The following is a 25,262-nucleotide window of genomic DNA, read 5'->3' on the forward strand; positions in this document are numbered from 1 at the left end:
GCCATGGGTACGGGTACGAATACGAGCGGTGCCGTGGACGGCGAGTCTCCCCTGATCGCCGCGGTTCGGGTCGGTGACACCGACCTGGTGAAGAGGCTTCTCCTGGACGGCGGCGACCCCGACGCGCGCGACGCTCGGGGAACACCCGTGTTCTGGCTCGCCGTCGGGACCTACTCCGCAGCCATCGGCCAACTGCTGCTCGACCACGGCGCCGATCCCGGCCAGTGCGGGCCGGACGGTCCGCTCCCGTTGCGCGCGGCGGCCGACTGGGGGTCGCCGGCGTTGGTCGAGGTGCTCCTGCACGACAGGGTGCGGGGACGGTACCGCAAGTCCGAGCTGCTGGAGATGCGGGACCTCGCGCGTCACTGGCACGAGACGGGGATCGAAGCCGAGCTGAGCCGCCGCACAGGGGCCGGAAATGCCGTCGGCCGTACCCGGGTCCAGGACGACGAGTTCAACAGCGTCGACGAGTGCTTCCTCGGCGGGACGACTGTACGGGACGGGCACGCGGCGATTCTCACGCGCCTGGAGGAACTGCTCGGCATCCGCGCCTCCTTCGAGGAACTGATGGACCGCGCGTTGGCCCATCCCGACCAGGACCACCCCGCGTGGGGAAGCTCCACCATCCTGCTGGCCAACCGACGGGACAAGGAGACCTGGACGGCGGCCGCGACGCTGCGCACCCATCCGGACCCGCTCCGCCGACTGTTCGGTGCCGAGGTGCTACGGCTGACCCATCTCTTCGACGGCAGCGACGAGGACGCGTTCGCCGGCCCCGCCCTGGACGTCTTCACCGACTGGTCGGCCGAGGAGGCGGACCTCGCCGTGCTCACCGAGGTGCTGGTGGCCCTCGCAGAACACCCCGGCCCCCGCGCGGAGGCGGCGCTCCTGCCCCACGCCGGGCACCGCGACGCCCGAGTGCGGCGGGCGGTGGCCCAGGGGTTCAGCACCTGGTCCTCACCGCCTGTCTTCTCCGACGCCGTCCGCAAGGCGCTGCCGGAGCTGATGACCGATCCGGAGGCGGTGGTACGGCAGTACGCCTGCCTCACGATCGCCGAGGGCAGGGACCGGGACCCCGTCTTCGCCGACGCCCTGGCCGCTCTGCTGGACGACGCGGACCGCAGGGTCCAGGCCAGTGCCGTGTACGGTCTCGCCCTCCACGACGACGAACGGTGCGTGGAAGGGGCACGCCGCCTCGGCCCGCCGCGACCCGACTGCCCGGACGAGGATCGCTACCTCGACGCGGCGTGGCGCTACGAGTGGCGCCGCGACGGCCGATGACGCCCTCGTTGAGGGACGCAGGGCATGACCACGGATTCCCGGTGACTGGGGACGCGTGCTCTCCAGCCGCGGTACATGGACGGCCGGCCGGGCCGGAGTGCCGGCTCGCCCTGGACAGCGGGCTCCTCGAGCACTCGTCGGCGACCTCGGCCCGGCCATGTCTGCCACCAGTTGTCGTGCACCGGTGGTCCGAGCACGTCCCGTCCCCACATCACGGCCTCCGCGCTGAGGGGCTCGCCGACCCAGGCGATGAACCGCAGCGCGCTCAGATCGACGAGTTGCCGTACGGATGGGGCGTGGAGCTGGAGGCCGGGCGGTGCCGGCTGCGGGAGCGGTCGGACGGTGTGGCCTTCGCGAACGCCGCGGGCACTCAGCGAGCGGGCCGCTTCGTGCTCCAGCTCGGCCGGGTGAGCCACGCACTTCTCCACCACGCCCAGTGCCCGGTCGCGGTCGTGCCGGAGCGGGCGTGCTGCTCGCGTCTTCCCGCTGTCAGCCGAACAGGCTCCGCACGCGGATGGTCTCGACGCGCCGCCACGTGCCCCCGGGCAGCAGCATCCAGTCTCCGGACGCGCCGCGGGCACGCAGGTGGACGGAGGCGGCCGTCGGCCGCGCCGCCCGCAGCCGCGCCGTCCTGGTCGACGGCAGCGGGGCGCCGCAGGGAGCGCGGCCGATGTGCCGGCCGGCCCGGCTGCGCTTGCTCATCGTCCCTCCGTCCACAGGTTCGTCGCCTCGACGCCTGCCCGAAGCCGTGGGGCCCCAGGGAGTAAGTCTCTGCCAGGCCGAGACGATCGGCGACACCTACCAGCATGGCCGCGTCTTCCTGACGGTTGTCGCCGTCGTGAGGCTGCCGCTCGCGGCCTGGGCTGCCGGGGCAGGCGACATACATGGTGTGGCGGTGGCTTTCGCCGCCGTCTCTCCCGGTGGGGTCGCGAGGGGGGGTGCGGGCCCCGGCTGGGTGACGCGCTACGGCCGCCGAACGCAGCACCCCGCGTCATGCCGCCGGAGGCCCTTCTCTGGCGGCGCGGCCATGTGTCCCGCAGCGTGGAGAACAGAGGGGACCCGGCGGCCAGGTGCGCGCACACGTCGAAAGAGAGGTGGGACCCATGGACAAGGATGTCTCCCCGAAGGTGGTGGTCGGCGTCGACGGGTCGCCGTCCTCGTACGAGGCCCTGCGTTGGGCCGTGCGTTATGCGGTCCTGGTCGGCGGCACCGTCGACGCGGTCGCGGTGTGGGAGCTGCCCGGTCTGTACGGCTGGTCGGCGCCGGCCGTGGACATGGACGTCGACGAGGACGAGACCCGGCAGCGGATGCGGAAGGAGCTGACCGACGTGCTCGGTGCGGACGCGGCCGGCTCGGTCCGCACCCATGTGGTGCACGGCAACCCCGCCGACGTCCTGCTGCGGGCAGCGGAAGGAGCCGAGGTCCTGGTCGTGGGCAGCCGGGGCAGGGGCGGGTTCGCGCGTGCCCTGCTCGGCTCCGTCAGCCAGCACGTGTCGCAGCATGCGAGCTGCCCGGTCGTGATCGTGCGCTCAAAGGAGAAGTGATCCGGCCACTGGCCGCTCGAAGCGGTCCAGCAGCGACTAGCCGCCGCCGGCCTCGTGCGGGCCGTGGCAGCGCCTCTGACGGCACCGTGCATCTGCTGCGCGTCGATCGGCGGGCGCATAGGCGATCGACGAGGAATCGGAGTGGCACTGATGCGACGCCACGAGCGGTCAGCGAGGTAATGGTGGCTCGCTGACCGGGACGGCAGGAGCACCGATCGCTGGTTCCCGACCGGCATGGATCGGGGCTGCGCACCCTCGACGTGCAGCCTGCTGCCTGCTGCCGCCGCGCGAGCGCATCCGGCCCGGCTCTGCGGCCAACCTGGTCCCTTCGTCACGGAGGGACCGCCGGGCTGGAGGCCCCAGCGGCCATTCAGGAGCGCCAGCCGTGCTCCCTCTCAGGCGCGTCGTGGTTCAGCTTGGAGGGGTAGTCCGGCCTTACCGGGTGTTCGGGCTTGGAGGGGTACTCGGGCTCGACCGGGTGTACGGGCTTGGAGGGGTACTCGGGCTTGACCGGGTGTTCGGGCTGGCTTCGACGGGTACTCCGGCCTGACCGGATGCGCCGGCTTGGAGGGGTACTCCGGCTTGACCGGGTGGATCGGATGGGCGGGCTTGTCCGGGTGAGTGGCTGACTTCGGGTGCGCGGGCGTCGGGTGCGGGGTGGTGTCGTCCTGTGCGTAGGCGGTTCCTGCGTTCGCCAGCAGGGCTGCGGCAAGCGCGGACGCCATGGCGGATGACGCCGGAACAGATCGCCATCGCGGCGATGTCATCATGTACTCCACTCTCCTTGACTGGGGTCTGAGCGTTCTGACGGCTGGTCAGCACCAAGAGCTGGATAGTGGAATGAATAGGAAATCGCATTAGCTGCATAACGCTGCGACAGTCATAAGCCACCGGATGGTGTAGCGCCGTCAGCCCACGCGGCCGTCCGAGGACCCGCCATGCAGCCGCGCGCGCCCATCTGGCGTGGTTGGCCAGGTACGGCGGCCGCGTTGATCGCCCGCCCCGGTGAGTGAAGTCGCCCCTCGGGAGTGGACGTGTTTGTGCCGGCATCCCGCCGGCACTGTCCGGACATGCGGGGCCTGCCGCCGGGTGTTGCTATGAGGGGAGGGGCGTGGTGATCCCTGTGGCGGTCCTCCCCGCCGAGGCCGGCTTCGTGACCGTGACGTTGCTGCCGCCCTGGCGCGCCGTACCGCCGGTGGGCAGGCCGGCCGTGCCACCGGACACCCGGCCCGACGACAGCCCCGAGTGCCGGCCGGGGCGCTTCCGCAGGAGTTCCTGATGACGTCACACCCGCAGCCCAAGCATCCGCGTTCCACGGCACCGGAGCCCATGCCCGAGGCGGCCTTCCGCGACCTGTACCGCCGACTGCGGGGCCAGGCCGAGGACAGCGGGTGTCACCGGCGCGGGGCGCTGGACCGGCTCACGCCCGAGCGAGTGCTGGCGGCCGTGGCCGAGGTCGGGAGCGGACGTACCGTGTCGCTGGCCGCGCCCGTCGAGACCCGGTCCGCTCCGGACAGTCCGGAGCCCGCGACCCACCGCATGACCGCACCGACGCACGGGGAGACCGGTGAGCGCGGGCTGCATTTCGCCCGGGACCGGTTCGCCATGAACGTGCACGGCGACGTCGACAGCCACCTCGACGCGCTCTGCCACGTGATCTTCGACGGCGAGCTGTACGGCGGCGTACCGGCGAGCACGGTGACGCCCGAGGGCGCCGGCGCGCTGACGCTCGACCTGGTCAGCGACGGCATCGTCGGGCGCGGTGTCCTCCTGGACATTCCGCGCCTGCACGGAGTGCCGTGGCTCGAACCGGGGGAGCAGGTGACCGCCGAGGACCTCGCCGCGGCCGAGACCGCGCAGCGGACGACGGTGGGACCCGGCGATCTGCTGTTCGTGCGGGTGGGGCACCGCCTGCGGCGCCGGACCCTCGGCCCCTGGGACGTGGCCGAGGCGAGGGCGGGACTGCACCCCACGGCCATGGGTTTCCCGGCCGAGCGGCAGGTGTCCGCGCTGGGGTCGGACGGCAACAGCGACGCCGCGCCGAGCGCTGTGGCCGAGGTCCCGTTCCCCGTGCACGTGCTGGCTGTCAACGCCATGGGGCTGCATCTGCTGGACTACCTGGACTTCGAGGAACTGGTCCCGGTGTGCGAGCAGCGGGGCCGTTGGTACTTCCTGTGCGTGGTCGCCCCCTTGCGGCTTCCGGCGGCCACCGGCTCCCCGGTGAACCCGATCGCGATTCTGTGACCGGGCCGGCGCGAGGCTCGCTCCAGGTGCCGCACGATCGGACTGCGCGTACGTTCGAAGAGGGAAAGCCGGCAACAGCCAGACATCCGCACGAGCAAGGACGGTGCTTGCCGTGGACGCCCTGCCCCCTTACGACGTCATCGTCATCGGTACCGGCGCCGGCGGCGGCACACTCGCCCACCGCCTCGCCCCGTCGGGCAAACGCGTGCTCGTCCTGGAACGCGGCGACTACCTACGACGCGAACGCGACAACTGGGACTCCACGGCCGTGTTCGTCAAGGCCAAGTACCGGGCCCCGGAGTTCTGGCTCGACCAGCACGGCAACGAGTTCCCGCCAGAGGTGAACTACTACGTCGGCGGCAACACCAAGTTCTACGGCGCCGCGCTGTTCCGGCTGCGCCCCGAGGACTTCGGCGAACTGCGCCACCACGACGGCATGTCTCCCGCCTGGCCGATCGGTTACGACGACCTGGAGCCGTACTACACCCAGGCGGAGCACCTCTATCTGGTGCACGGCCGGCACGGCGAGGACCCCTGGGAAGGGCCGAGCAGCGCGCAGTACGCCCATCCACCGGTGGAACACGAGCCCCGCATCGAGCAGTTGAGCCTCGACCTGGAGAAACAGGGACTGCATCCCTTCCACCTGCCGATCGGGGTCGACCTCATCCAGGACGAGTCCGGCCGGGCCACCCGCTCCAGCGCCTGCATCCGCTGCAATCGGGTGGACGGATTCCCGTGTCTGCTCCGCGCCAAATCCGACGCCCAGGTGATCTGCGTGGAGCCGGCCCTCCGACACCCCAATGTCACACTGGTGACCAACGCTCGCGTCACGCGACTGGAGACCGACCCCACCGGGCGCAGCGTCACCTCCGTCGTCGCCCAGCTCCCGGGCGAGGAGGAGGCCCGGTTCTCGGCCGACGTCGTGGTCGTGGCCTGCGGAGCCGTCAACTCCGCGGCACTGCTGCTCGCTTCGGCCAACGACCGGCACCCGCGCGGACTGGCGAACAGCTCGGATGTGGTCGGCCGGCACTACATGCGCCACAACAACCTCGCGTTGATGGCCATTTCGAAGGAGCCCAACGACACCCAGTTCCAGAAGACTCTCGCCCTGCACGACTGGTACCTGGGCGCGGACGACTGGGACTACCCGCTCGGCGGAATCCAGATGCTCGGCAAGTCGGACACCGAGCAGATACACGGTCAGGCCCCGCGCTGGGCCGGGGCCGTGGCGCCGGACATGCCCTTCGAAGTCCTGGCCCATCACGCCGTCGACTTCTGGCTGTGTGGAGAGGACCTGCCTCAGCCCGACAACCGGGTGACCCTGGAGGACGACGGCCGTATCCGTCTCACCCTCGACGAGGGCAACAACGTCGCCGGCCTCAAGCGCCTGCGGCACAAGCTGCAGCACATGCTCGGTCATCTCGGCATGCACGAGCACCACCTGCTGTCCCGCAGCATCTACCTGCACAAGGGCATGCCGATCGGTGCCACCGCACACCAGGCCGGCACGGTGCGCTTCGGCACCGACCCGGCGACCTCGGCGCTGGACGTCAACTGCAAGGCCCACGACGTGGACAACCTCTACGTCGTCGACACCAGCTTCTTCCCGAGCATCGGCGCGGTCAATCCGTCCCTGACGGCCATCGCGAACGCCCTCCGCGTGGGCGACCACCTGCTGGAGCGGCTCGGCTGATGCACAGTCCGCGCTTGCGCCCCGTCCGGGCGAACAGCCTCGGCCAGGCAGCGCAACGCACTCCACCGCGGCATGCGGACGCCCCGGCACGGTGATTGTCTGACGCCTGAACCCGGGCCCGGCACGTAGTGGAGGAGCAGGACATCGTGAGTTCCACCGAGGGCGCAACGCAGGGCCTGATCCCCGCGCATCTGCTGAAGGGCCAGAAGGCTTTGGTCACCGGGGCGAACTCCGGAATCGGCAGGGCGACCGCCGTCGCCCTGGGCCGTGCCGGGGCGGACGTCGTGGTGAACTACGTGGCCGGCCGCGAGGACGCGGAGAAGGTGGTCGAGGAGATCACCGCCTTCGGAGTCCGTGCGGACGCCTACGAGGCGGACGTGTCCGACGAGGACCAGGTCGTCGCCATGATGAACCGGATGGTCCAGGAATTCGGCACGATCGACATCCTCGTCGCCAACGCGGGACTGCAGCGCGACGCGGCGGTCACGGAGATGACCCTCGCCCAGTGGCAGAAGGTTCTGGACGTCAACCTCACCGGCCAGTTCCTCTGTGCCCGTGAGGCGGCCAAGGAGTTCCTGCGTCGCGGGATCGTCCCGGAGGTGTCGCGCGCGGCCGGGAAGATCATCTGCATGAGCTCGGTGCACCAGCTCATCCCCTGGGCCGGTCACGTCAACTACGCCGCGTCCAAGGGCGGCGTGCAAATGATGATGGAGACCCTGGCCCAGGAACTCGCCCCGAAGCGGATCCGCGTGAACGCGGTCGCCCCCGGAGCCATCAAGACACCCATCAACCGCAGCGCCTGGGAGACTCCCGAGGCGCAAGAGGATCTGATGCGGCTGATCCCCTACAAACGGATCGGCGACCCCGATGACATCGCCAACGCCGTCGTCGGCCTCGCCTCCGACCTCATGGACTACGTCGTGGGGACCACTCTGTACGTGGACGGCGGCATGACCCTCTTCCCCGGCTTCGCCACCGGCGGCTGACCCACGTCACCCGCGTCCGCCCCGGAAAGGCCCCCATGCACACGGTCCTGCTGCTGGCGGACACGCCGCCGCAGACGCTCCCGGCCAGATCGATGATGGCCTTCACCCTCGCCTCCCACATCATCCTGGTACCCCTGGGCGTCGCACTGCCGCTGATCACGCTCATCATGCACGGCTACGGTCTGCGCCGCGACGATGCGACCGCCCTGCTGCTGGCACGGCGGTGGTCGGCTGTCATGGCGGTCCAGTTCGCGATCGGAGTCGTCACCGGCACCGTGCTGTCCTTCGAGTTCGGGCTCCTGTGGCCGGGCATGCTCGGCCGATGGGGTGACGTGTTCGGCATCGGGTTCGGTGTCGAGGCCTGGGCCTTCTTCCTGGAGGCCGTCCTCATCGCCATCTATCTCTACGGCTGGCGACGGCTTCCCTCCCGGACCCACTTCCTGCTCGGCCTGCCCCTGCCCGTCACGGCCCTGCTCGGCGCTTTCGGCATCCTGGCCGCCAACTCGTGGATGAACACCCCGCGAGGCTTCACCCTCGACTCCGCCGGCAACCCCGTCGACGTGAAGATCTGGAAAGCGGTCTTCACGCCCATGTTCGGCCCGCAGTTCTGGCACTTCGTCGTGGCCATGCTGGTGACGGCGGGCTATGTGGTGGCCGGTGTCTACGCGGTCGGGTGGCTGCGCGGCCGCCGGGACCGTTACCACCGGCTCGGCTTCACGATCCCCTTCACGCTCGCCGCGGTGTTCACACCCGTGCAGTTCGTGCTCGGTGACTCCATCGCCCGGCAGGTCTTCCACAAACAGCCGGTCAAGTTCGCCGCGATGGAGATCGTCTGGAAGACCCACACGCACGAGCCGGAATACCTCTTCGGCCGGCTGCATCCGAACGGAACCATCTCCGGCGGCATCCGGATCCCCCAGCTCGACTCCATCCTCGCCGGGTTCCGCCCGGACACCAAGGTGACCGGGCTGACGTCCGTGTCCGCGAACGACCGGCCGACGGCCACTCAGGCCACCATCGCGCACTGGACCTTCGACATCATGGTCGGGATCGGCTCCGTGCTGGTGCTGCTCGCCCTCTGGTACGCCGCACTCTGGCTGCTGCGCCGCAGGCTGCCCGGATCACCCTGGTTCTTCCGGTGCGCGGCCGTGGCCGGCCTCGCCTCCGTCGTCGCCGTCGAATGCGGCTGGATCACCACCGAAGTCGGACGCCAGCCCTGGATCGTGTACCAGAACATGCGGGTCGCCGAAGCCGTGACGGCCACGCGTTCCAGCAGTCTGTGGGTCATGTTCGGTGTGATCGTCGCCGTGTACGTCTTCGTGTTCGGGTCGTTCCTCGTGGTCCTGCTGAAGATGCGGTCGCGCTGGCGGCTCGCCGACGAGACGGGCGGACCGCCGGCACCCAAGGAGACCCCCGAGGCGGACACCCCGTACGGGCCGCGCTCCGCCGGGAGCCGACTGTGATCGCCGGGGTCATCGCCATCGTCCTGCTGCTCGCGATCGCCGCCTATGCCTGCGGCGGCGGCACCGACTACGGAGCCGGCTTCTGGGACCTGACGGCGGGCGGCGCGGAGCGCGGCAAACGCTCCCGATGGCTGATCGACCACGCGATGGCTCCCGTCTGGGAGGTCAACAACGTCTGGCTGATCTTCGTACTCGTCATCATGTGGACGGGCTTTCCCGTCTTCTTCCAGCAGGTCTTCACCACGATGTGGCTGCCCCTGGCGCTGGCCGCCGTGGGCATCGTGCTGCGCGGCGCCGGCTTCGCCCTGCGCAAGCCCGCGCGGCGGCTGGCCGGCCGGCGCCTGTACGGAGCGGTCTTCGCCGTCTCGTCGCTCTTGACCCCGTTCTTCCTGGGGGCCGCGGCCGGGGGAGTGGCATCCGGCCGGGTGACCTCCACGGCGACGGCGTCGACGGATGCCTGGGCCAATCCCACCTCCCTGCTGTTCGGTCTGCTCGCCATCGCTGCCACGGCATCGCTCGGCGCCGTCTTCCTCGCCGCGGACGCCCGGCGCTTCGACGCGCCGGATCTGGACGCCTACTTCCGCCGACGGGCCCTGGGCGCTCTGGGCGCCCTCACCGTCCTGGCCGTGATCATGTTGGTCGTCACCCATGGGGACGCGCCGCACGTGTGGCACGGGCTCACGCACGGCGTGGGACTCTTCTTCGTCGTCGTTGCGGCGCTCGGCACCCTCGCCACCGCATGGTTGCTGACCCGTTCCTCCGCAGGCTGGTCCCGGGTCACGGCGGTCGGCGTGGTCGCGTCGGCCGTCCTCGCCTGGGGCATGGCGCAGCGCCCCTACCTCGTCCCGACCTCCCTGACCGTCGCCGAGGGCGCGGGCGCGCACACCACACTGCGCTGGCTGGCCCTCGTCACCCTCGTCGCCGTCGTGCTCGTCGTCCCCGCAGTCGCCTTCCTCTACTGGCTGGACACCCATGGCGAGCTGGAGGGGCTCACCGACGCCGACCTGCGGGGCACCGGTACCGGTGACGGGGGCTGACCTTGGGGCGGGCCCGCACTCCCCAGGCGCGCCCCCGAAAGTGGGAGCCCGGTGACCGAGGACGACATCCTGCTGGGCATCGGTCTGACCTTGCCCTCGCCGTCGGGTGCCGGATTCTCGCGAGCCGGTTGCGGGTCCCGGCCCTGATCCTGCTGCCGGCCGGATTCGCAGTTCAGCCCGCGCAGACGCCCCGTGCACCGGGGTACGACGCCCTGTTCGTCGTACGGCGTGACGGCCGGCTGGAACCGGTCACCGAACTCGGCCCGCCCCGGGGCGCAGGGCGACACGCCGGTGCTTCCCGGCCCCGCACCGCCGGCCGGTTGACCTGCCCGGACTACCGCCGGTCCAGAGCCTCGTTCAGGGTGAGGGCGGCGTCGATGAGGGCGAGATGAGTGAACGCCTGGGGGAAATTGCCCAGCTGACGGCCCGTCGGGTCGATCTCCTCCGAGTACAGGCCCACATGGTTGGCGTACCCCATCATCTTCTCGAACACCAGCCGCGCCCGATCGGCCCGACCAGCCCGCGCCAGGGCGTCGACGTACATGAACGTGCACAGCGAGAAGGTGCCCTCCGAGCCCCGCAGACCGTCGGGCGAGGCCGCGGGGTTGTAACGGTAGACCAGGCTGTCGCTGACCAGTTCCTCCTCCATCGCGTCGAGGGCCGACTTCCACATCGGATCCTCGGGGGTGACGAACCCGACCGTCGACATGCGCAGGAGCGAGGCGTCGAGCACGTCACTACCGTAGTGCTGGACGAAGGCCTGACGTCCCTCGCTCCACCCCTTGCTCATGATCTGCTCGTAGATCGCGTCCCGCTCCCTGCTCCAGCGGGCGGCAGCGGACGGCCGCCCGTTCGACTCGGCGAGCCGCAGCGCGCGGTCGAAGGCCACCCATGACATGACACGGCCGTAGGTGAAGTGCTCGCGGCCGCCGCGGGTCTCCCACAGGCCCTCTTCCGGCTGGTCCCAGTTGTCGACCAGCCAGTCGAGGTTCGTCAGCAGCGAGGTCCAGCCGTGGTGCCCCACCTGGAACCCGTGCTGGTGCGCGAAGTACACGCTGTCCAGGGCTTCGCCGTAGATGTCCAGCTGGAGCTGTGTCGCGGCGCCGTTGCCGATCCGCACCGGGGCCGAACCGGCGTAGCCCTCCCAGTGTTCGAGGATGTCCTCCTTCAGATCGGAGGAGCCGTCCACCCGGTACATGATGTTGAGCGGGCCGGAGCCCCCGCCGGAGCCGGCCCGTTCGCTGACCCGGTCGCCCAGCCACTTGATGAACCCCCTGGCCTCGTCGGTGAAACCCAGGCCCAGCAGGGCGTACACGGAGAAGGCGGCGTCACGGACCCAGGTGAACCGGTAGTCCCAGTTGCGCTCGCCGCCCAGCTGCTCGGGAAGGGCCGCCGTCGGGGCGGCCACCACGGCGCCGCTCGGGGCGTACGTCATGAGTTTCAGGGTGATCGCGGAGCGCTCCACCGTCTCCCGCCAGCGACCCGAGTACCGCGACTGGCTCAGCCAGGAGCGCCAGAACCTGACGGTCTCGTCGAAGAGTTGATGGTATTCGGCGAGCCGCATCTGCCTCGGCGGCCCTTCGGCGGCCGACTCCAGGACCAGTCCGCGCTGCTGGCCCGCCCGCAGGGTCAGCGAGAAGTGCAGGTCGTTCCCCCGGTCCACGAGAACATCCGTCAGCCGCTTGTCCTCCGGCTCGCGAATGGGGTGCACGGTGAGCTGCATGCCGTTCTCGGCGGCGAACACCGATCCCTGCTCGGTGATGTGCAACTGATGGGCCGTGCGGCCGTAGTTGAAACGCGGAGCGATGTCGATCTCGAATGTCATGCTGCCGCGCACGCAGCGGACCATGCGGACCAGTCGGTGGCTGGGCGTGGCCGTCGCCCCGGTCACGGGCATGAAGTCCAGCACTTCCCCGGCACCCGCCTCGGTCATGAACCGGGTCACCAGGATCGCCGTGTCGGGAAGGTACAACTGCTTGGTCCCATACGTCTCGTGTATCGGCCGGACCGTGCAGTGGCCGCCCTTGTCCTTGTCCAGGAGCGCGCCGAACACGCTGGGCGAGTCGAACCGCGGGACACACAGCCAGTCGACCGTCCCGTCCGTGGTCACCAGCGCCGATGTCTGTAGATCACCGAGCAGACCATGATTCTCGATCAGGGGGTAGTCGTCCATCGGGGCGCCCTTCCGGTGTGCGGTTCACCCGACTGACCCCCTCGATCAGCCTAAGCCGCAGGAACGGTCACGGCCTGTCGGGGCCGGCCCGCGTCATGGACGCCCGTCGCGGAGGGTGACCTGTTCACCGTCCGTAGCGCTCCGCCGCGGCACGGCGAGCCGCGCGGCGCCACAGGCGTCGCTGCAGACGCGGGGTGAGGACCCCGACGATCACGAGCACGACTACGTTGAGCAGCAACTGCACCAGCGACCCCCATGCCTGGTGCCAGTCGGCGAAGGCGAGCGAGACGGCGATGTCCGAGGCGGCGGGGATCGTGGTCACGGAGATGAAGACCCCGAGGAGAGCGCTGCCGCGTGCCTCGGCGAGCGAGACGATGCCCACGATGGCGGCGAGGACGGCGACGGCGACGGAGAAGAAGTCGGGTGTGTCGATGAGGTGGGACACGGGACGCAGACCCAGCTCGAAAGCCGCCGACTGCGGGCCGGCGGCCCGCACCATCGCCGCGAATCCCAGTGTGACCACGATGGCCGGCGAGAACCCGGCCGTCAGGGCGCGCACCCCCTCCCGGACCGGGCGACGGTTCCGGCGGTCGAGGCCGAGGGCGATGCCGGTGATCGCGTTGTACTCCGGACCGACCACCATGGCCGCCACGACGAGGATCTGCGAGTTCGTCACGATGCCGACGCTGCCGATGAGCGCCGCGATGACCAGGAACAGGTAGAAGGACGGCGGATAGGTCCCCTCCTTCCGGATGTGGGCCTCGGCACAGCTAGTCCTCGTCCCGCAGTCTGCGCCAGATGCGGGTGCGGTGCAGCGTGTAGAGGGCGATGAGCAGTACGGCCACCTGAAGCCCCACGGCGAGCTGCCAGAAGACGGATCTGCTCTCCAGTTCGTCCGTCAGAAAGGTGAAGTTCATGCCGAATAACCCGGTCAGGAACGTCAACGGCAGGAAGATCACCGACACGATGGCCAGTCGGTTGATCACAGAGTTCTGCTCGCCCGCGACCAGGGACGAGTAGCTGGCGAGGGCCCGGCGGGTGGCATCCTGGAGGGACTCGATGGTCGCGAGGACCGGACGTGCCGCGTGCTGGAACTCCCGAGCGAGTCGTCGCCGTTCCTCCGGGAAGTCGCCGCTCGTCAACCTGCGGGTGATGACCTCGTCCATCACCTGGAGGTAGGGCAGCAGTGAGTGGTGCAGCATGGCCGAGCGACGGCGCAGCTGCGCCAGCCGGTAGACGTACTCGGGGCGCCGCTGCTGGAACAAGCTGTCCTCCAGTTCCTCCACCTCCAGCAGCGCCGCGACCGCGGCCCGCCGGAAGGTCGCCAGGGCCTCCTGGAGGATGAGGAAGAGCACGGCCACGGAGTCGTGGGGCTTCTCCCGCAGCAGCTGTCCCACGATGTCCGCCGCCGGGACCGCCTGGCCATGGTGCGCCGTGACCAGGAAGCGGTCGCTCGCCACCGCGTGGATGTGAGCGATGCGCTCGTCATGGATCACCGGCACGACCAGTCCGAGGAGGTCTCCAAGGAAATCGGCTCGGACGGGCTCCTCGGTCCGGCCGAACCAGGCCAGCTCCTCGGCCCCCAGACCGAGCCGCCGGGCCAACGGTTCGGTGGCCGCCGGGGCTTCCTGGGCCAATTCGACATCGACGAGCAGAAAGCGGGCCGCGTGGAGCCGCCGATGTGCCTCCGCCAGATCCGTCCGCGTACTGGTCGCGTCCGGCATCGACACCACCGTTACGATCATCGCCCCTCACCATCGGTTCCGAGCCCGTGGCTTCCAGCGTCCGTGCATTCAGGCGTCCCCGCACGCCAAGCCAGGCGTGTGTGTCAGCGGGCTGTGCCGAACGGACGAACGCGTTCCCATGGCCGACGAAGTCCCTGAGGGCCTTGCGTGTGTTTCATCACAGCGCGTTAGGTTGTGCGCAATTGAATTGCTGACTAGCGTCTGGGGCAGGACACCACGACACAGGAAGGTGGCATCGTGAACCCCGTACGCCACGAGGACTACCGCCCCACCGAACGTCCGACCTACCAGCAGGAGTTGGAAGCGGTTCTGGCGCAGGTGGCGCATCGCACCCGCTCCTCCGTGGAGCGCCAGGCCGTCGGCCGCGCCATCCGGACCGCCCACGGAAAGACCTACGGCCTCCTCAAGGCCACGGTTACCGTGGGTGACAACCTCGGCCTCCATGGCCAGGGCATCTTCGCCCGTCCGACCGTGTACGACGCCGTCGTCCGCTACTCCAACGGCCTGGGCCATCACCGCCCCGACCACCAACTGGGCGCGGCGTGCGGCATGGGCATCAAACTGTTCGGTGTTCCCGGCCCCTCGCTGCTGGACGACGAACGCGACAGCGGCACCTTCGACCTCAATCTGATCAACAACGAGGTCTTCTTCGCGAACACCGCCTACGACTACATGGTCATCGAGGACCTGTTCGCCGAACTGCCCGAGGCCCTGGTGAACCCGGCCCGCCGCAAGACCTGGATGGCGGAGTTCCTGACCCGCCGGGGGACGCTCACCGGTCCCGACAGCTGGCTGTGGGACGAACTGTTCGCCATGCTGTCCTTCACGACCGTCCCGCGCAGGAACCTGCTGTCGTACACCTACAACAGCATGGGTGCGTTCCGGCACGGCGACCACATCGCCAAGATTCGCACCGCCCCGACGGCCACGTCCTTGGCCTCCCTCACACACCAGATCGTGGACGTGCGCGCGGACAACGAGGCATTCCGCCGCACCCTGGTGGCCGAAGTCGCGGAGCGCGACCACTCCTTCGAACTCCAGGTCCAGCTCAACACCGATCTCGCCCGGATGCCGGTCGACAACACCTCCGTGAAGTGGCCGGAGGACCTGTCGCCCTGGGTCACGGTCGCCCGCGTGGATCTACCGCGCCAGGACATCGGCGGCGACGACAACCTGGCCGCCGCCGACGCCACGTCGATCACACCCTGGCGATCACGCGAGGAGCACCGGCCCATCGGCGAGATCCAGCGGGTGCGGCAGGAGGTGTACCGGCGCTCGTCCATCGAACGGCACCGCATCAACGGACAGGCGCGACGCGAACCGGCCGGCAGCGCGCAGTTGCTGGACTGACCGTATCGGCCGCTTCCCGCCGCCTCGCACGCTCCCAGCACGATCGCTGCCGGGCGCACCCCGCCGCTGCACAGAGCGCTCAGTCAGCCACTTCCTGGCCCTCACCGGCAATCGCCTGCGGATCGTCTGCTGCCGCCGACCAGTTGCGATGTCCCGTCAGGGATCGCAGTACGGCGGAACCGACGCGCACGAGTGCGGACACAGGTGGTTCCATCCACTGGGTCAGGTCACGGGGTAGGGCAGGGTCGAGTTCGATGGTCACCCGGACGTATCGGGTATGCAGCCGACTCACCTTGACGCGACGGGGTTCGGTGACGTCCGGTCCGCGCTGCAATGCAGCTCGGTAGGTGTCCTTGCGCTGATTCACGTCTTGTCCTGACGCTTGATGAGTTCGCTCGCGAGGTCCATGTACGCCGAGCCCTTGACCTGCACCGGGCTGCCGAACGACTGGGCGTACAGGTCGAGCCGCGGAATATGGGTGGACAACACGTCGAAGCCCCGCTCGGTGAGAGCTTCGCGGGCGTCGGCGTCGGGACCGGTGCGCGTGGCGTCGGGACGATTCGTGCGGTTCAGCAGGACAGCGGCGCGGGCCGGCTGAGCACGCAAGGACTGCACGTCGCCCATCTCACCGCCGATGGGTGCCATGCGGTCCAGCTCGATGGGGGCTGGCGTCACCGGCACGAGCCACTCGCTCGCGTATCTCATGATGCTCCGGGCGATGTGGGCGTGGTCCTCGAGCTGCGGGGCATCGAACACCACTGCCCGCCGACTGCCGAGGAAGTCGTTCACGCGCCGGTGCACGTCGCCCACCGGGAGGGCGATCACAGGAAACGGGAAGCCACCTGCCAATTCGCTCCACCGCAGCGCGGAGGAGGCGGGGTCACTGTCCACCAGAAGGGGCGAGACGCCCAACTCGTCAAGTGCGTGAGACAGCCAGACTGCGCTGGTCGTCTTTCCCACTCCGGGTTTCAGGTTCACGAAGGCATAGCTGAGCGACACAAGAGTGAACGCTAACGGCCGCGAGTGGCCGGCTGCCGTCGGCGCGGGGCACACCATCCCGTGGTTCACCCTGCGGCGCCGCTGAACCATTTGTATGGGCTAATGCGGAGGCCGCCGGCGCATCACTTCGTCGCTGCCGGATGACGGCCTCAGTGGAGACAGAGGCAGAACGGATGGCCGGCCGGATCCGCGTAGACCCGCCAGTTGGCCCGCGGGCGGATCTGGTCCGTTCGCTCCAGTACGGTCGCGCCGAGGGCGAGCGCCCGCTTCTCCTCCCCGTCGAGGTCGTCCACGTCGAAGTCCAGGTGGAGCTGCTGCGGATGCTGCCGGCCGGGCCATTCGGGCGGCCGGTAGCCGTCCACCCGCTGGCAGGCCAGCGGCGTTCCCTCGAACCCGTGCACCTCGACCCAGTCGGGATCCTCCGGGTCCTCGACCACCCGGCCACCGAGCAGATTCGCGTAGAACTCCGCGAGCCGTACCGGATCGGCGCAGTCCAGCGCGACCGCCTGCAGCTTTCGAATCACTTCCGACACCCCTCGTTCCTCGGCCGCTTCCGCGGCTCCCCGTACGGGAGGGGTCGTACCCGCCGCCGCGGCGGGCATGCGCAGCGGTACGCCGGTACGCCGCCGGGCTGCCGCGTGGCGAGTGGTGCTCGGTCATGGTGGCCCGCCGGGAGGTGCGGCGCAGCCATCGTCGTGGACCATCAGGGCAGTGAGGCGCCGCGTGCGGCGACCCACAGGTCGTACCACTCCTCATGGGTGAGGTCCGGCTCGCGGAGTACCGCGTCCGCGCAGGCGCTGATGCGCTGGGGGCGGGTGGTGCCGACGAGGGGGGCGATGCCCGCCGGATGGCGTTGGAGCCACCAGAGGAGGATGGTCTCCGGTGTGGTGTCCTTGCGGCGGGCGAGATCCGCGACGAGCCGGTTCACCCTCGTGTCCACGGGGCTGGTGAGGTGGCCCCGGGCGAGTGGCCCCCAGGCCTGCAGCCGGACGCCGTTGGCCGCGCACCACTCCAGCGTGCCGGGCGCGAAGCCGTTCCGCGTGGCGTCCGGTGTGTTGAACAGGACGCCCGCCTCCACCCAGTCTCGCTGCGCGAGGCTCATCTCCAGCTGGTTGACGACCAGCGGGACATCCGCGTGGGCCTGAAGGGCGGCGATCTGCGGGCCGCTCATATTCGAGACGCCGAACTGCCGTACCAGCCCCTGGGCGTGCAGAGCGGACAGCGTTTCGGCGATCTCCCCGGGATCGGCCAGGGGGTCGGGCCGGTGCAGGAGGAGGACGTCCAGGACGTCCGTGCGCAGCCGGACGAGGCTCTCCTCGACTCGTCGCAGGATGCCGGCTCCCCGCAGGTCGTAGTGCCCGGGCCGGTCGCCGTCGGGCAGCCGGATGCCGCACTTGGTCTGCAGGACGATGCGTTCTCGCAACCCGGGGCTGCGGTCGAGCACCTCGCCGAAGACGGCCTCCGACTTGCCGTACCGGTAGATGTCGGCGTGGTCGAAAGCCGTGATGCCGGCGGCCAGGGCCGCCTCGATGGCGGTCTCGGCGTGCTGGACGTCCTCGGGTGTGTACGGCTTCGTGTCCCAGCCTCCGCCGAGTCCCATGCAGCCGTAAATCAGCTTGTGCGCGCGTATGTCGGTCTCTGCCGCCATGGCGGTCTCCGTGGTGAGTGCGGGTGGTGGAGGGGCGGTCAGGCGCGAAGGGTGTCGGCGAGCATCTCGGCGACGGCCAGGACCGGCAGTTGAGTGTTGGCGGCGGGCACGGTCGGCAGGATGGAGGCGTCGGCGACGCGCAGTGCCGCCACACCATGGACGGCGCCCTGCCCGTCGACCACGGACCGCGGATCCTCCGCCGGGCCCATGGCACAGGTCCCCACCGGATGCCAGTAGGTGCCCACCCGGTCGCGGAGGCCGGCGTCGGACAGCGCCTGGGCCGGGGTCCCGTCCGAGGGGTCCGCCAGCGGCTTCATGGCCGCGGCGAGTTCCCGCACCTTCTCCAGCCCCGCCCGGACGACGGCCATGTCGCGGCCGGCCGGATCGGTCAGGAAGGCGGGGTCGATCTCGGGGGGCTCCAGGGGATCGGCCGAGCGGAGCCGGACGTGCCCGCGCGAGACCGGCTTCATCAGGAACGCGGAGATACCGGCCTCGTACTGCCCGGGCGGAAGCGTGCCGAACAGCGGCGGGCCGGCCGTGGGCAGCAGATGCAGATCCCACGCCCCGTCCGGACAGTACTCGCTGGCCGCCCGGATCAGCATGCGGCTGACGTACAGGTCCCCGGCCGACTCCTTGGCCGCCAACGCCCTGTTCAGGCCGTCCGTGGGCGACAGGGGTACGAAGACACCCGGTTGGTCGGACAGGTTGGCGCCGACGCCCGGCAGATCCACCTCGCAGCGGATTCCGTTCTCCTTCAGGTGCGCGGCGGGACCGATGCCGCTGCGCAGGAGCACGGTGGGGGAGCCGAACGTGCCGGACGCCAGTACGTACGTGTCGGCCCCCAGGGTCACCTGCTCCCCGTTCAGGACGGCATGCACGCCGAGCACCCGGCCCGCGCGTACGAACAGCCGGTCCACCAGGGCGTTGCCGAGGATCGTCAGGTTCGGCCGCGACCGGGTCGCCGGGTCCAGGTAGGCGAAGGCGGCGTTCCGGCGCAGCCCGTCGACCGAGTTGAGCAGCGGCCGGCCGTAGCCGGGCCGGCCGGGGGTACCCATGTCCACTTCCCCGTAGCCGAGTTCACGCGCCGCCCCGAGGGCGGCCGAGGTCCAGGCGGAGAGTTCGTCGTCCGGGACGGTGCGCAGCCCCATGCGCTCCACGGCCCGGAGCCGGTACGGCTCCAGCGCACCGGCCGACCACCGCTCGCCGCCGGCGCGTGTCCACTCCGCGTGGTCGGCGTGCGATCCCCATGTGTTCCAGGCGCCGTTGATGCACGACGAGCCGCCCAGGATCCGGGCCCGGATGCGGTAGAACGCGGTGTGCCGCTCCCACACGTCGTCGCGCGGCAGGGCACGGGAGTTCAAGACCTTCTCGGGCCACTCCTGCTGCCGCGGTCCGTAGTCGGGGCCCGCCTCGACGAGGCACACGGACCGGCCGGCATCCTCGGTGAGGCGTGCCGCCAGTACGCATCCGGCGACTCCGCCACCGAGGATGACGACGTCATAGCCGGACCGGAGGGATGAGCTTGTCATGGTCTCTCCATTGAGATGTCGTCGCCGGTGGTACGGCGGGAGTGGACCGGCCGTACGGGAAGGGACGAACGGCGGCGCTGAGGTCTCACAGGTGCCCGGCCCCGAGTTCCGCGCGGAGCAGACGCCGTTCGATGTCCGGGGCCGTCACCGGATCCGCCGCCGCCTTCCAGCGCCGGAGCGCCGTGCGGAGCGCGCCGGTGTCCGCATGGCGCAGCGCGGCCACGAATCGCTCCACTTCCTGGCCGCCGCGCGCCTCCTCGGGAGTCGGCACCGGACCGGCTGCCGGCGCCGCCGCTGTGACCGGTCCGCCCGTCAGGGCGGGGACGAACTCCGGTGAGAACAGGCCGGCCAGTTCCGAGCGGCGCTCGGGGCCGGCCAGGGAGCGCAGCAGCTTGACGGCCAGGGGCTCCTCCGCGTGTCCGCGCGGCGATCCCCAGGAGCCGATGTCCGCGGTGGGCAGCGTGCTGAACGAGGCCAGCAGGGCCAGCGCCGACGCCGCGCGACGGCCGCCGAGCGCCTGTCCGGCCCGGGTGCACCAGTGCGCCAGCCGCTGCCGTGCGGCGATGTCCGGCGCGCCGCCTCCGGGCAGCAGCGCGAGCAGGATCCGCCAGCAGTCGAGGTGGACGTCCAGGACGTCCGCGGAGAGTGCGGACACCTGTGTGGCGCCGCCCTGCTCGTGAGCGGCCAGTGCGGGAAGGATCTCGGTGTACAGCAGCCGGACGATCCGGTGCGGGGTCCGCTGGACCCGCCAGCAGTCGTCGTGGGCGTGGTCCGCCAGCAACTCCTCCACCGCTACCGGCTCCTCCGCAAGGCCGGTGCGCACGCCCCCGTCCTCCGCCTCGAAGTGGTACAGCTCGTCGAGGTGTTCTCCGGGCCGTAGCGGCGCGGACACCCGCTCCAGCTCCGTCAGCACCGCGTCGCTCCGCTCCAGCAGTGCCGCACGGCGCTCGGGCGTCAGCGCCGCCGCGTACGGTTTGAGCCGGTCCAGTTCCCGCGAGAACGCCTGGAGCAGGAAGGGCGTGGTGAGCCGGTGGCTCATGGGCAGGCCCAGGTAGGGGAAGACCGCGCAGGTGCGGCAGGCGGGGCGGTGCCCCACCTCGTCCTCCCGCACTCGGATCAGCTCACGGTCCCGCACCAGTTCCCGGTACGGCCGTTCCCAGGCGAGCGAGGCGTCCCACTCGTGGTAGCAGGGCAGCATGACCCGGCCGTCCGGACCGATGGTGAGGATGCGGGAGTTGGCCCCGCAGGCGGTCGCGGTGGCCGGGTCGAGCGTGCGCAGATGGTGCAGGAAGGCCAGGTTCACCACGGTGTGCGGCGCGTACCGCTGCTCCGCGACCCGGCGCAGCAGCAGCGACGACGGAACCCGGGGTGGCGCCTCGGCCACGGCGGCCGTACCATTGCGCCCGTTGACGGCGGCCAGCTTGAGCATGCGCACCGAGCCGGCCGGGCGCACCTCGCTCTGTGTGGCGAAGTAGCTGAACATGGGCGCCGGATAGACGGCGACCCGGTGCCGCTGCGCGTAGGCGACCACGTCCTCCAGTTCTCCCACGTTCTGGTCGGTCACCACACAGATCAGCTTGAGGTTGTCCGCCCCGTCGGCCCGGAGCCTGTCCACCAGGGCGAGGGTGCGGTCGAGCGTGTCCGTGCCCCGGATGCGGTGGTAGCGCTCGGCGCTGAGCGTGTCCAGCGAGATGTTCAGCGTGTCGACGAGCGGCACGATCTCGGCCGCCGGCGGGGCGAACCGGATCGCGTTGGTGGTGAGTTCCACGGTCATGCCCAGTTCCCGGGCATGCCGCACCGCCGTGACCAGTTCACGGTGCAGAGACGGTTCGCCACCGGTGATGTCGAGGTAGGTGACGCCCAGTTCCGCGAGTTCGTCCAGGCAGCGGCGCAACCCGTCGGATGTCAGCTCCTGGTGACCGTCGAAGACGGGGTCCTGCCAGACGTTGCAGTAGCCGCAGCGGGCGTTGCAGCGGAAGGTGAGGTACATCCGGGCATGCCGGAAACGTGTGGGTGCTGTGGCCACGGGGGCTCCTCGCAGGTGCGCCATCAGACGGCCGGAGTTCCGGCGAACGCGGACGCCAGCAGGCGCGCTCCCTCGCGCACCCCCCGGACCGCGATCCTCTCGGTGGCGGGCAGAGTCGCCTGCACCTCACTGGCGAGGCAGGCGTTCACCGGGCGGGAGGCGTAGCGGGTGCGGGCCCGTGGCACCGGTGCCACCAGCTCCGTGGGCGCTCCCAGTGCCCGGGCGATGACGGCGGCCCACTCCGCGCGCGTGACGCGGTCGGGTCCGCCCAGGTGCAGCACGGGGGGCAGCGGGTGCCCGGCGTGCAGGAGTGCCGCCGTCACCTCCGCCACGTCGTCCAGGAGCACCGGTGTCGTCCAGTGGTCGTCAGGGGCTTCGATCCGCTCGCCGCGCCGCAGCCGGTGGGCGCAGGCGGCGAAGAAGTTCAGCCACTTGCCCGCGTCGGCCGGCTCGTGGCCGTACACGAGGCTGACCCGCAGGGCCACCGCCCGGGCGGCCTTGGCGAACAGTGCCTCCTCGGCCGCCGCTTTCGCCCGGCCGTAGGCGTTCGCCGGCGACACGGGAGTGCTCTCGGTGTTGCGTGCCGAGTCACCGTCGAAGACGTTGTCGGTGGAGATCATGACGATCCGCGTGTCCGGCGCCAGGGTGGCGAAGGTGTCCGCCACGGTGACGTGCGCGGCGCGTGCCTCCTCCGGATGGTCCTCGCACCAGGTGACGTCGGACGGGCCGTGCACCAGGACGATGCGTCCGGGACGCAGGCGGTCGAGCAGCCGCCGGCAGGCCTCGGCGTCGGTGGCGTCGAGGGCGGCCCAGCGGACTCCGACCCCTTCGGGCGGCAGCAGGGGAGGGCGGCGCGAGACCAGTGTCACGGGATCGCCCACCGCCGCCAGACGCCGGGCGATCCCGGCGCCCACCAGGCCGCTGCCCACGACGAGGATCGGCTCACCGGTCATGACGCCCCCTGGGAGAAGGGCACCGGCGTCCGCGCCGCCAGCAGCCGGCCCACGCCGATCAGTCCGTGGTCGTCATCGGCGACGCCTAGCGACACCGTCGCGTCGATCTGCCCGGGCTCGAGGCCGAAGCAGCCCAGCCGCACCAACTCGGCGACCAGCAGCCGCCGGTACGGTTCACCGATCGCCAGGGCGAAGCCGCCCATCAGGATGTAGCGGCACACCCCGATCGACGCGAACACCCCGGTGACCGCCTGGGCGAGAGGGGTCAGGGTGCCGCGCAGCACCTCCGTGCTGAACGGATCACCCGTGCGGACCGCCTCCGCGATCGCCCGGTTGTCGATGTGCTCCGCGCGGCCGGCGCACAGCGCGGCGAGCCGGGAACCGCGGAAGGCGGCGTCGTGGGTGTGCGCGGCCCGGCGCGCCGCGGCCAGCACCCCCCGCCCGGAGGCGACGGCGCCCAGGTGGCCGCGGCCCCCGCAGTCACACAGCGGCGCGTCGGGGGACAGGTCGCAGACCCAGTGCCCCAGCTCGCCGCCGTGGCCGTCGGCGTCCACCAGGACCTCGCCGCCGCGGAACACCTTGTTGCCGATGCCGGAGCTGACGGTGAGCAGGCAGAAGTCCCCGGGTTCGGTGGCGGCGTACCGCCAGGCAGCCGCCGTCAGGTCGTTGACCACGACGGCCGGCGTGCCGGTCCGCTCCGTCAGCAGCTCGCCGAGCGGCAGCGGGTCTCCGCGCCGTCCCCAGACGGTGGGGGCGGCGAGCACGAGCCCGGCGGCCGTGATCGGCCCGGCGAAGGCCACGCCCAGTGCCCGCGGTGGCCGTCCGCCCGTGTGCGCGTCGACCTCGCGCACGATCTGCTCCAGCACCCGCCGCTGCAGCACCGGCACCGGAGCGCCGGGGTCGCGGTGCATACCGTCGACCGGTACCCGGCGCACCCGGGACAGGGCTCCCGTCGTGGGATCGTAGGCGCCCACCCGCAGCGTGGTACCGCCCACGTCGAGCACGGTGAACACGTCGTCAGCCGTCATGCCGCTCTCCCAGTTCTTCCTCGAAGACGAGCAGCCGCAGGTCCCGATCACCGTCATTGAGCAGGCCGTGCTCCCCGTGAGGGCCGTTGACGACGACGTCACCCGGACCCACCCGGAACTCCTCGCCGTCCCGGTACATCAGGCCGCCGCCGTCCAGCACGATGTAGGTCTCGCGGTCGGTGCCGTGCCGGTGCCGGCCGATCGAGGTCCCCGGCGGCAGGACCGCCAGATCGATGAAGTCCGCGCCCGGAGAGCCGGGCCGGCGTGCGAAGACACGATGGGCGAGGATCGTGCCGAGACCGCCGTGGTCCCGCTCCTTGCCGGTCAGGAGTTCCCGCAGGTTGACCACGGCCTCAGGCATCGCGCCGCGCTCCGTCCGCCGCCAGCGCCTCCAGCGCGGCCACCAGGACGTCCCCGGGTACGTCCTCCAGTTCCGCCACGAAAGCCGCCTTGCCGATCCCCGTCGGTACGACGAGGTGCAGCTTGCGGCCCCGGCGCTGCCAGGAGGCACGCAGGGCCTGCGTCATCAGCTCCGGTGTGCAGGTGCCGGGATCGAACACCGGCAGCCCGATCCGCCGCAGCAGCCCGACGACGCGGTCGCAGGTCTCGTCGTCCGCCAGGCCGAGCAGCCGCGCCAGGTGCGCGGACAGCGCCATGTCGACGGCGACCGCCTCGCCGTGCTCCAGGCTGTGGCCGCCGGCCGTCTCGACGACCGGGCTGAAGGTGTGGCCGAAGTCGACGAGCCGGGCCAGTTCGTGCTCGTGGAGGTTGGGGCAGAGTTCCTCCATCATCAGGCGCATCGACGTGCGCAGGATGTAGGTCTCCAGCTGCCCGTGTGAATGGTCCGGGTGCCCGTCGCCGCCTGGACGCCGGAACGCGTCCGGGTGCTGTTCCAGCGTCCGGAACAGGTCCTCGTCGAGGATCACGGCCATCTTCACGATCTCGGCGAGCCCGCAGCGGATCTCCCGGTGCGCGAGTGTCGCGAGGAAGGCGGGGTCGTTCAGGGAGGCGTGGGCCGGGTGGTAGGCGCCGAACATGTTCTTCGTCTGCAGGGCGTTGACGCCGGTCTTGACACCGACGCCGACGTCCACCTGACCCACGAGGGTGGTGTTGACCTTGATGTAGCGGATGCCACGGGCATAGATGGACGCGGCGAAGCCGACCACGTCGGCGACGATGCCACCGCCGACGGCGAGCATCACCCCGTGCCGGTCCAGCCCGTCCGCCTTGGCGAGGGCGCAGACGTGCTCCGCCGCGGCGAGCGTCTTGTGGTGCTCACCGGTGGCTGTCACGTGCAGGGTCCACTGACCGGGCCGGGTGTGGGCCTCCAGATAGGCGCGCAGCCGGTCACCGTAGAGCCGGTCGACGGTCGGGCTGACGAAGGCCACGACCCGGCGGGCCTCCAGGTATCCGGCGAGCAGCGTGTTGTGCGGGTCGAGCACCCCGGTGCCGAGGTCGACCCGGTACCGGGTGCCGCCCGGTGCTCTCAGGTCGAAACCGCCGGGATCCTCGCGGACCCCCGTCGGCGGATGGTCGACCCGATCAAGAACCTGGCCTGACATC

Annotated in this window: 22 protein-coding genes and 1 pseudogene; 9 read left to right on the forward strand and 14 right to left on the reverse strand. The window is 70.7% G+C overall.

Features of this window, described 5'->3' with window-relative positions:
• Positions 1–3 precede the first annotated feature (3 nt).
• Positions 4–1,281, forward strand: coding sequence for an ankyrin repeat domain-containing protein (locus tag AC07C1_RS01530; protein ID WP_478936160.1), 1,278 nt, complete (start codon positions 4–6; stop codon positions 1,279–1,281).
• A gap of 489 nt (positions 1,282–1,770) precedes the next feature.
• Here the strand turns inward: AC07C1_RS01530 and AC07C1_RS01535 are convergent, their stop codons facing one another.
• Positions 1,771–1,983 (reverse strand): hypothetical protein, encoded by a 213-nt coding sequence (locus AC07C1_RS01535; protein ID WP_478936161.1) that lies wholly within the window; start codon positions 1,981–1,983, stop codon positions 1,771–1,773.
• A 401-nt stretch (positions 1,984–2,384) separates the two neighbouring features.
• Between AC07C1_RS01535 and AC07C1_RS01540 the strand changes: the two genes are divergently transcribed.
• From AC07C1_RS01540 to AC07C1_RS01570, 7 genes are all read left to right on the forward strand, one after another.
• Positions 2,385–2,825 carry a universal stress protein gene (locus AC07C1_RS01540; RefSeq protein ID WP_478936162.1) on the forward strand — a complete coding sequence of 147 codons (441 nt, stop codon included), beginning with the start codon at positions 2,385–2,387 and terminating at the stop codon, positions 2,823–2,825.
• Between the two features lie 1,111 nt (positions 2,826–3,936).
• On the forward strand, positions 3,937–4,104 hold the full coding sequence (locus tag AC07C1_RS01545) for a hypothetical protein (RefSeq protein ID WP_478936163.1): 168 nt from the start codon (positions 3,937–3,939) through the stop codon (positions 4,102–4,104).
• A 50-nt stretch (positions 4,105–4,154) separates the two neighbouring features.
• A complete protein-coding gene (locus tag AC07C1_RS01550; RefSeq protein ID WP_478936567.1) occupies positions 4,155–5,069 on the forward strand; it encodes a cyclase family protein in 915 nt (304 codons plus the stop codon).
• Positions 5,070–5,181: 112 nt separating this feature from the next.
• Positions 5,182–6,762, forward strand: coding sequence for a GMC oxidoreductase (locus AC07C1_RS01555; RefSeq protein ID WP_478936165.1), 1,581 nt, complete (start codon positions 5,182–5,184; stop codon positions 6,760–6,762).
• Positions 6,763–6,908: 146 nt separating this feature from the next.
• Positions 6,909–7,748, forward strand: a complete 840-nt coding sequence (locus AC07C1_RS01560; RefSeq protein ID WP_478936167.1) for an SDR family oxidoreductase — start codon at positions 6,909–6,911, stop codon at positions 7,746–7,748.
• 35 nt (positions 7,749–7,783) lie between these two features.
• Entirely contained in the window at positions 7,784–9,211 is a 1,428-nt protein-coding gene (locus tag AC07C1_RS01565) for a cytochrome ubiquinol oxidase subunit I (RefSeq protein ID WP_478936168.1), read from the forward strand.
• Positions 9,208–10,248 carry a cytochrome d ubiquinol oxidase subunit II gene (locus AC07C1_RS01570; RefSeq protein ID WP_478936169.1) on the forward strand — a complete coding sequence of 347 codons (1,041 nt, stop codon included), beginning with the start codon at positions 9,208–9,210 and terminating at the stop codon, positions 10,246–10,248. Before AC07C1_RS01565 ends, AC07C1_RS01570 begins: the two co-directional genes overlap by 4 nt.
• 334 nt (positions 10,249–10,582) lie before the next feature.
• Here the strand turns inward: AC07C1_RS01570 and AC07C1_RS01575 are convergent, their stop codons facing one another.
• The 3 genes and pseudogenes from AC07C1_RS01575 to AC07C1_RS01585 all read right to left on the reverse strand — a co-directional run bounded on the left by AC07C1_RS01575 (position 10,583) and on the right by AC07C1_RS01585 (position 14,166).
• Entirely contained in the window at positions 10,583–12,421 is a 1,839-nt protein-coding gene (locus AC07C1_RS01575) for a glycoside hydrolase family 15 protein (protein ID WP_478936171.1), read from the reverse strand.
• Positions 12,422–12,545: 124 nt separating this feature from the next.
• Positions 12,546–13,184: pseudogene (locus tag AC07C1_RS01580) on the reverse strand (DUF389 domain-containing protein); the annotation flags it as partial.
• Between the two features lie 7 nt (positions 13,185–13,191).
• Positions 13,192–14,166: a magnesium transporter CorA family protein gene (locus tag AC07C1_RS01585; protein ID WP_478936172.1), complete on the reverse strand. Its 975-nt coding sequence runs from the start codon at positions 14,164–14,166 to the stop codon at positions 13,192–13,194.
• A gap of 237 nt (positions 14,167–14,403) precedes the next feature.
• Between AC07C1_RS01585 and AC07C1_RS01590 the strand changes: the two genes are divergently transcribed.
• Positions 14,404–15,516 (forward strand): catalase family protein, encoded by a 1,113-nt coding sequence (locus AC07C1_RS01590; protein WP_478936174.1) that lies wholly within the window; start codon positions 14,404–14,406, stop codon positions 15,514–15,516.
• A gap of 79 nt (positions 15,517–15,595) precedes the next feature.
• Here AC07C1_RS01590 and AC07C1_RS01595 read toward each other — a convergent pair whose 3' ends face one another.
• From AC07C1_RS01595 to AC07C1_RS01640, 10 genes are all read right to left on the reverse strand, one after another.
• The gene (locus tag AC07C1_RS01595; RefSeq protein ID WP_478936176.1) at positions 15,596–15,883 is read right to left on the reverse strand and encodes a hypothetical protein; all 288 of its coding nucleotides are present in this window, start codon (positions 15,881–15,883) and stop codon (positions 15,596–15,598) included.
• Positions 15,880–16,515: a nucleotide-binding protein gene (locus tag AC07C1_RS01600; RefSeq protein ID WP_478936177.1), complete on the reverse strand. Its 636-nt coding sequence runs from the start codon at positions 16,513–16,515 to the stop codon at positions 15,880–15,882. Before AC07C1_RS01600 ends, AC07C1_RS01595 begins: the two co-directional genes overlap by 4 nt.
• A gap of 149 nt (positions 16,516–16,664) precedes the next feature.
• Positions 16,665–17,039, reverse strand: a complete 375-nt coding sequence (locus tag AC07C1_RS01605) for a VOC family protein (RefSeq protein WP_478936569.1) — start codon at positions 17,037–17,039, stop codon at positions 16,665–16,667.
• 179 nt (positions 17,040–17,218) lie between these two features.
• Positions 17,219–18,163, reverse strand: coding sequence for an aldo/keto reductase (locus AC07C1_RS01610; RefSeq protein WP_478936178.1), 945 nt, complete (start codon positions 18,161–18,163; stop codon positions 17,219–17,221).
• Positions 18,164–18,201: 38 nt separating this feature from the next.
• Positions 18,202–19,692, reverse strand: coding sequence for a GMC family oxidoreductase (locus AC07C1_RS01615; RefSeq protein WP_478936180.1), 1,491 nt, complete (start codon positions 19,690–19,692; stop codon positions 18,202–18,204).
• Between the two features lie 85 nt (positions 19,693–19,777).
• Positions 19,778–21,718 carry a radical SAM protein gene (locus AC07C1_RS01620; RefSeq protein WP_478936181.1) on the reverse strand — a complete coding sequence of 647 codons (1,941 nt, stop codon included), beginning with the start codon at positions 21,716–21,718 and terminating at the stop codon, positions 19,778–19,780.
• 23 nt (positions 21,719–21,741) lie between these two features.
• A complete protein-coding gene (locus tag AC07C1_RS01625) occupies positions 21,742–22,671 on the reverse strand; it encodes an SDR family oxidoreductase (RefSeq protein WP_478936182.1) in 930 nt (309 codons plus the stop codon).
• Complete coding sequence (locus tag AC07C1_RS01630; protein ID WP_478936183.1) at positions 22,668–23,699, reverse strand: ROK family protein; 1,032 nt, start codon at positions 23,697–23,699, stop codon at positions 22,668–22,670. The genes AC07C1_RS01625 and AC07C1_RS01630 overlap by 4 nt, the downstream gene beginning before the upstream one ends.
• Positions 23,689–24,060, reverse strand: coding sequence for a cupin domain-containing protein (locus AC07C1_RS01635; protein ID WP_478936184.1), 372 nt, complete (start codon positions 24,058–24,060; stop codon positions 23,689–23,691). The genes AC07C1_RS01630 and AC07C1_RS01635 overlap by 11 nt, the downstream gene beginning before the upstream one ends.
• Positions 24,053–25,261: a sedoheptulose 7-phosphate cyclase gene (locus AC07C1_RS01640; RefSeq protein ID WP_478936185.1), complete on the reverse strand. Its 1,209-nt coding sequence runs from the start codon at positions 25,259–25,261 to the stop codon at positions 24,053–24,055. The genes AC07C1_RS01635 and AC07C1_RS01640 overlap by 8 nt, the downstream gene beginning before the upstream one ends.
• Position 25,262 lies beyond the last annotated feature (1 nt).

This window comes from Streptomyces sp. NPDC045022, from assembly GCF_056432605.1.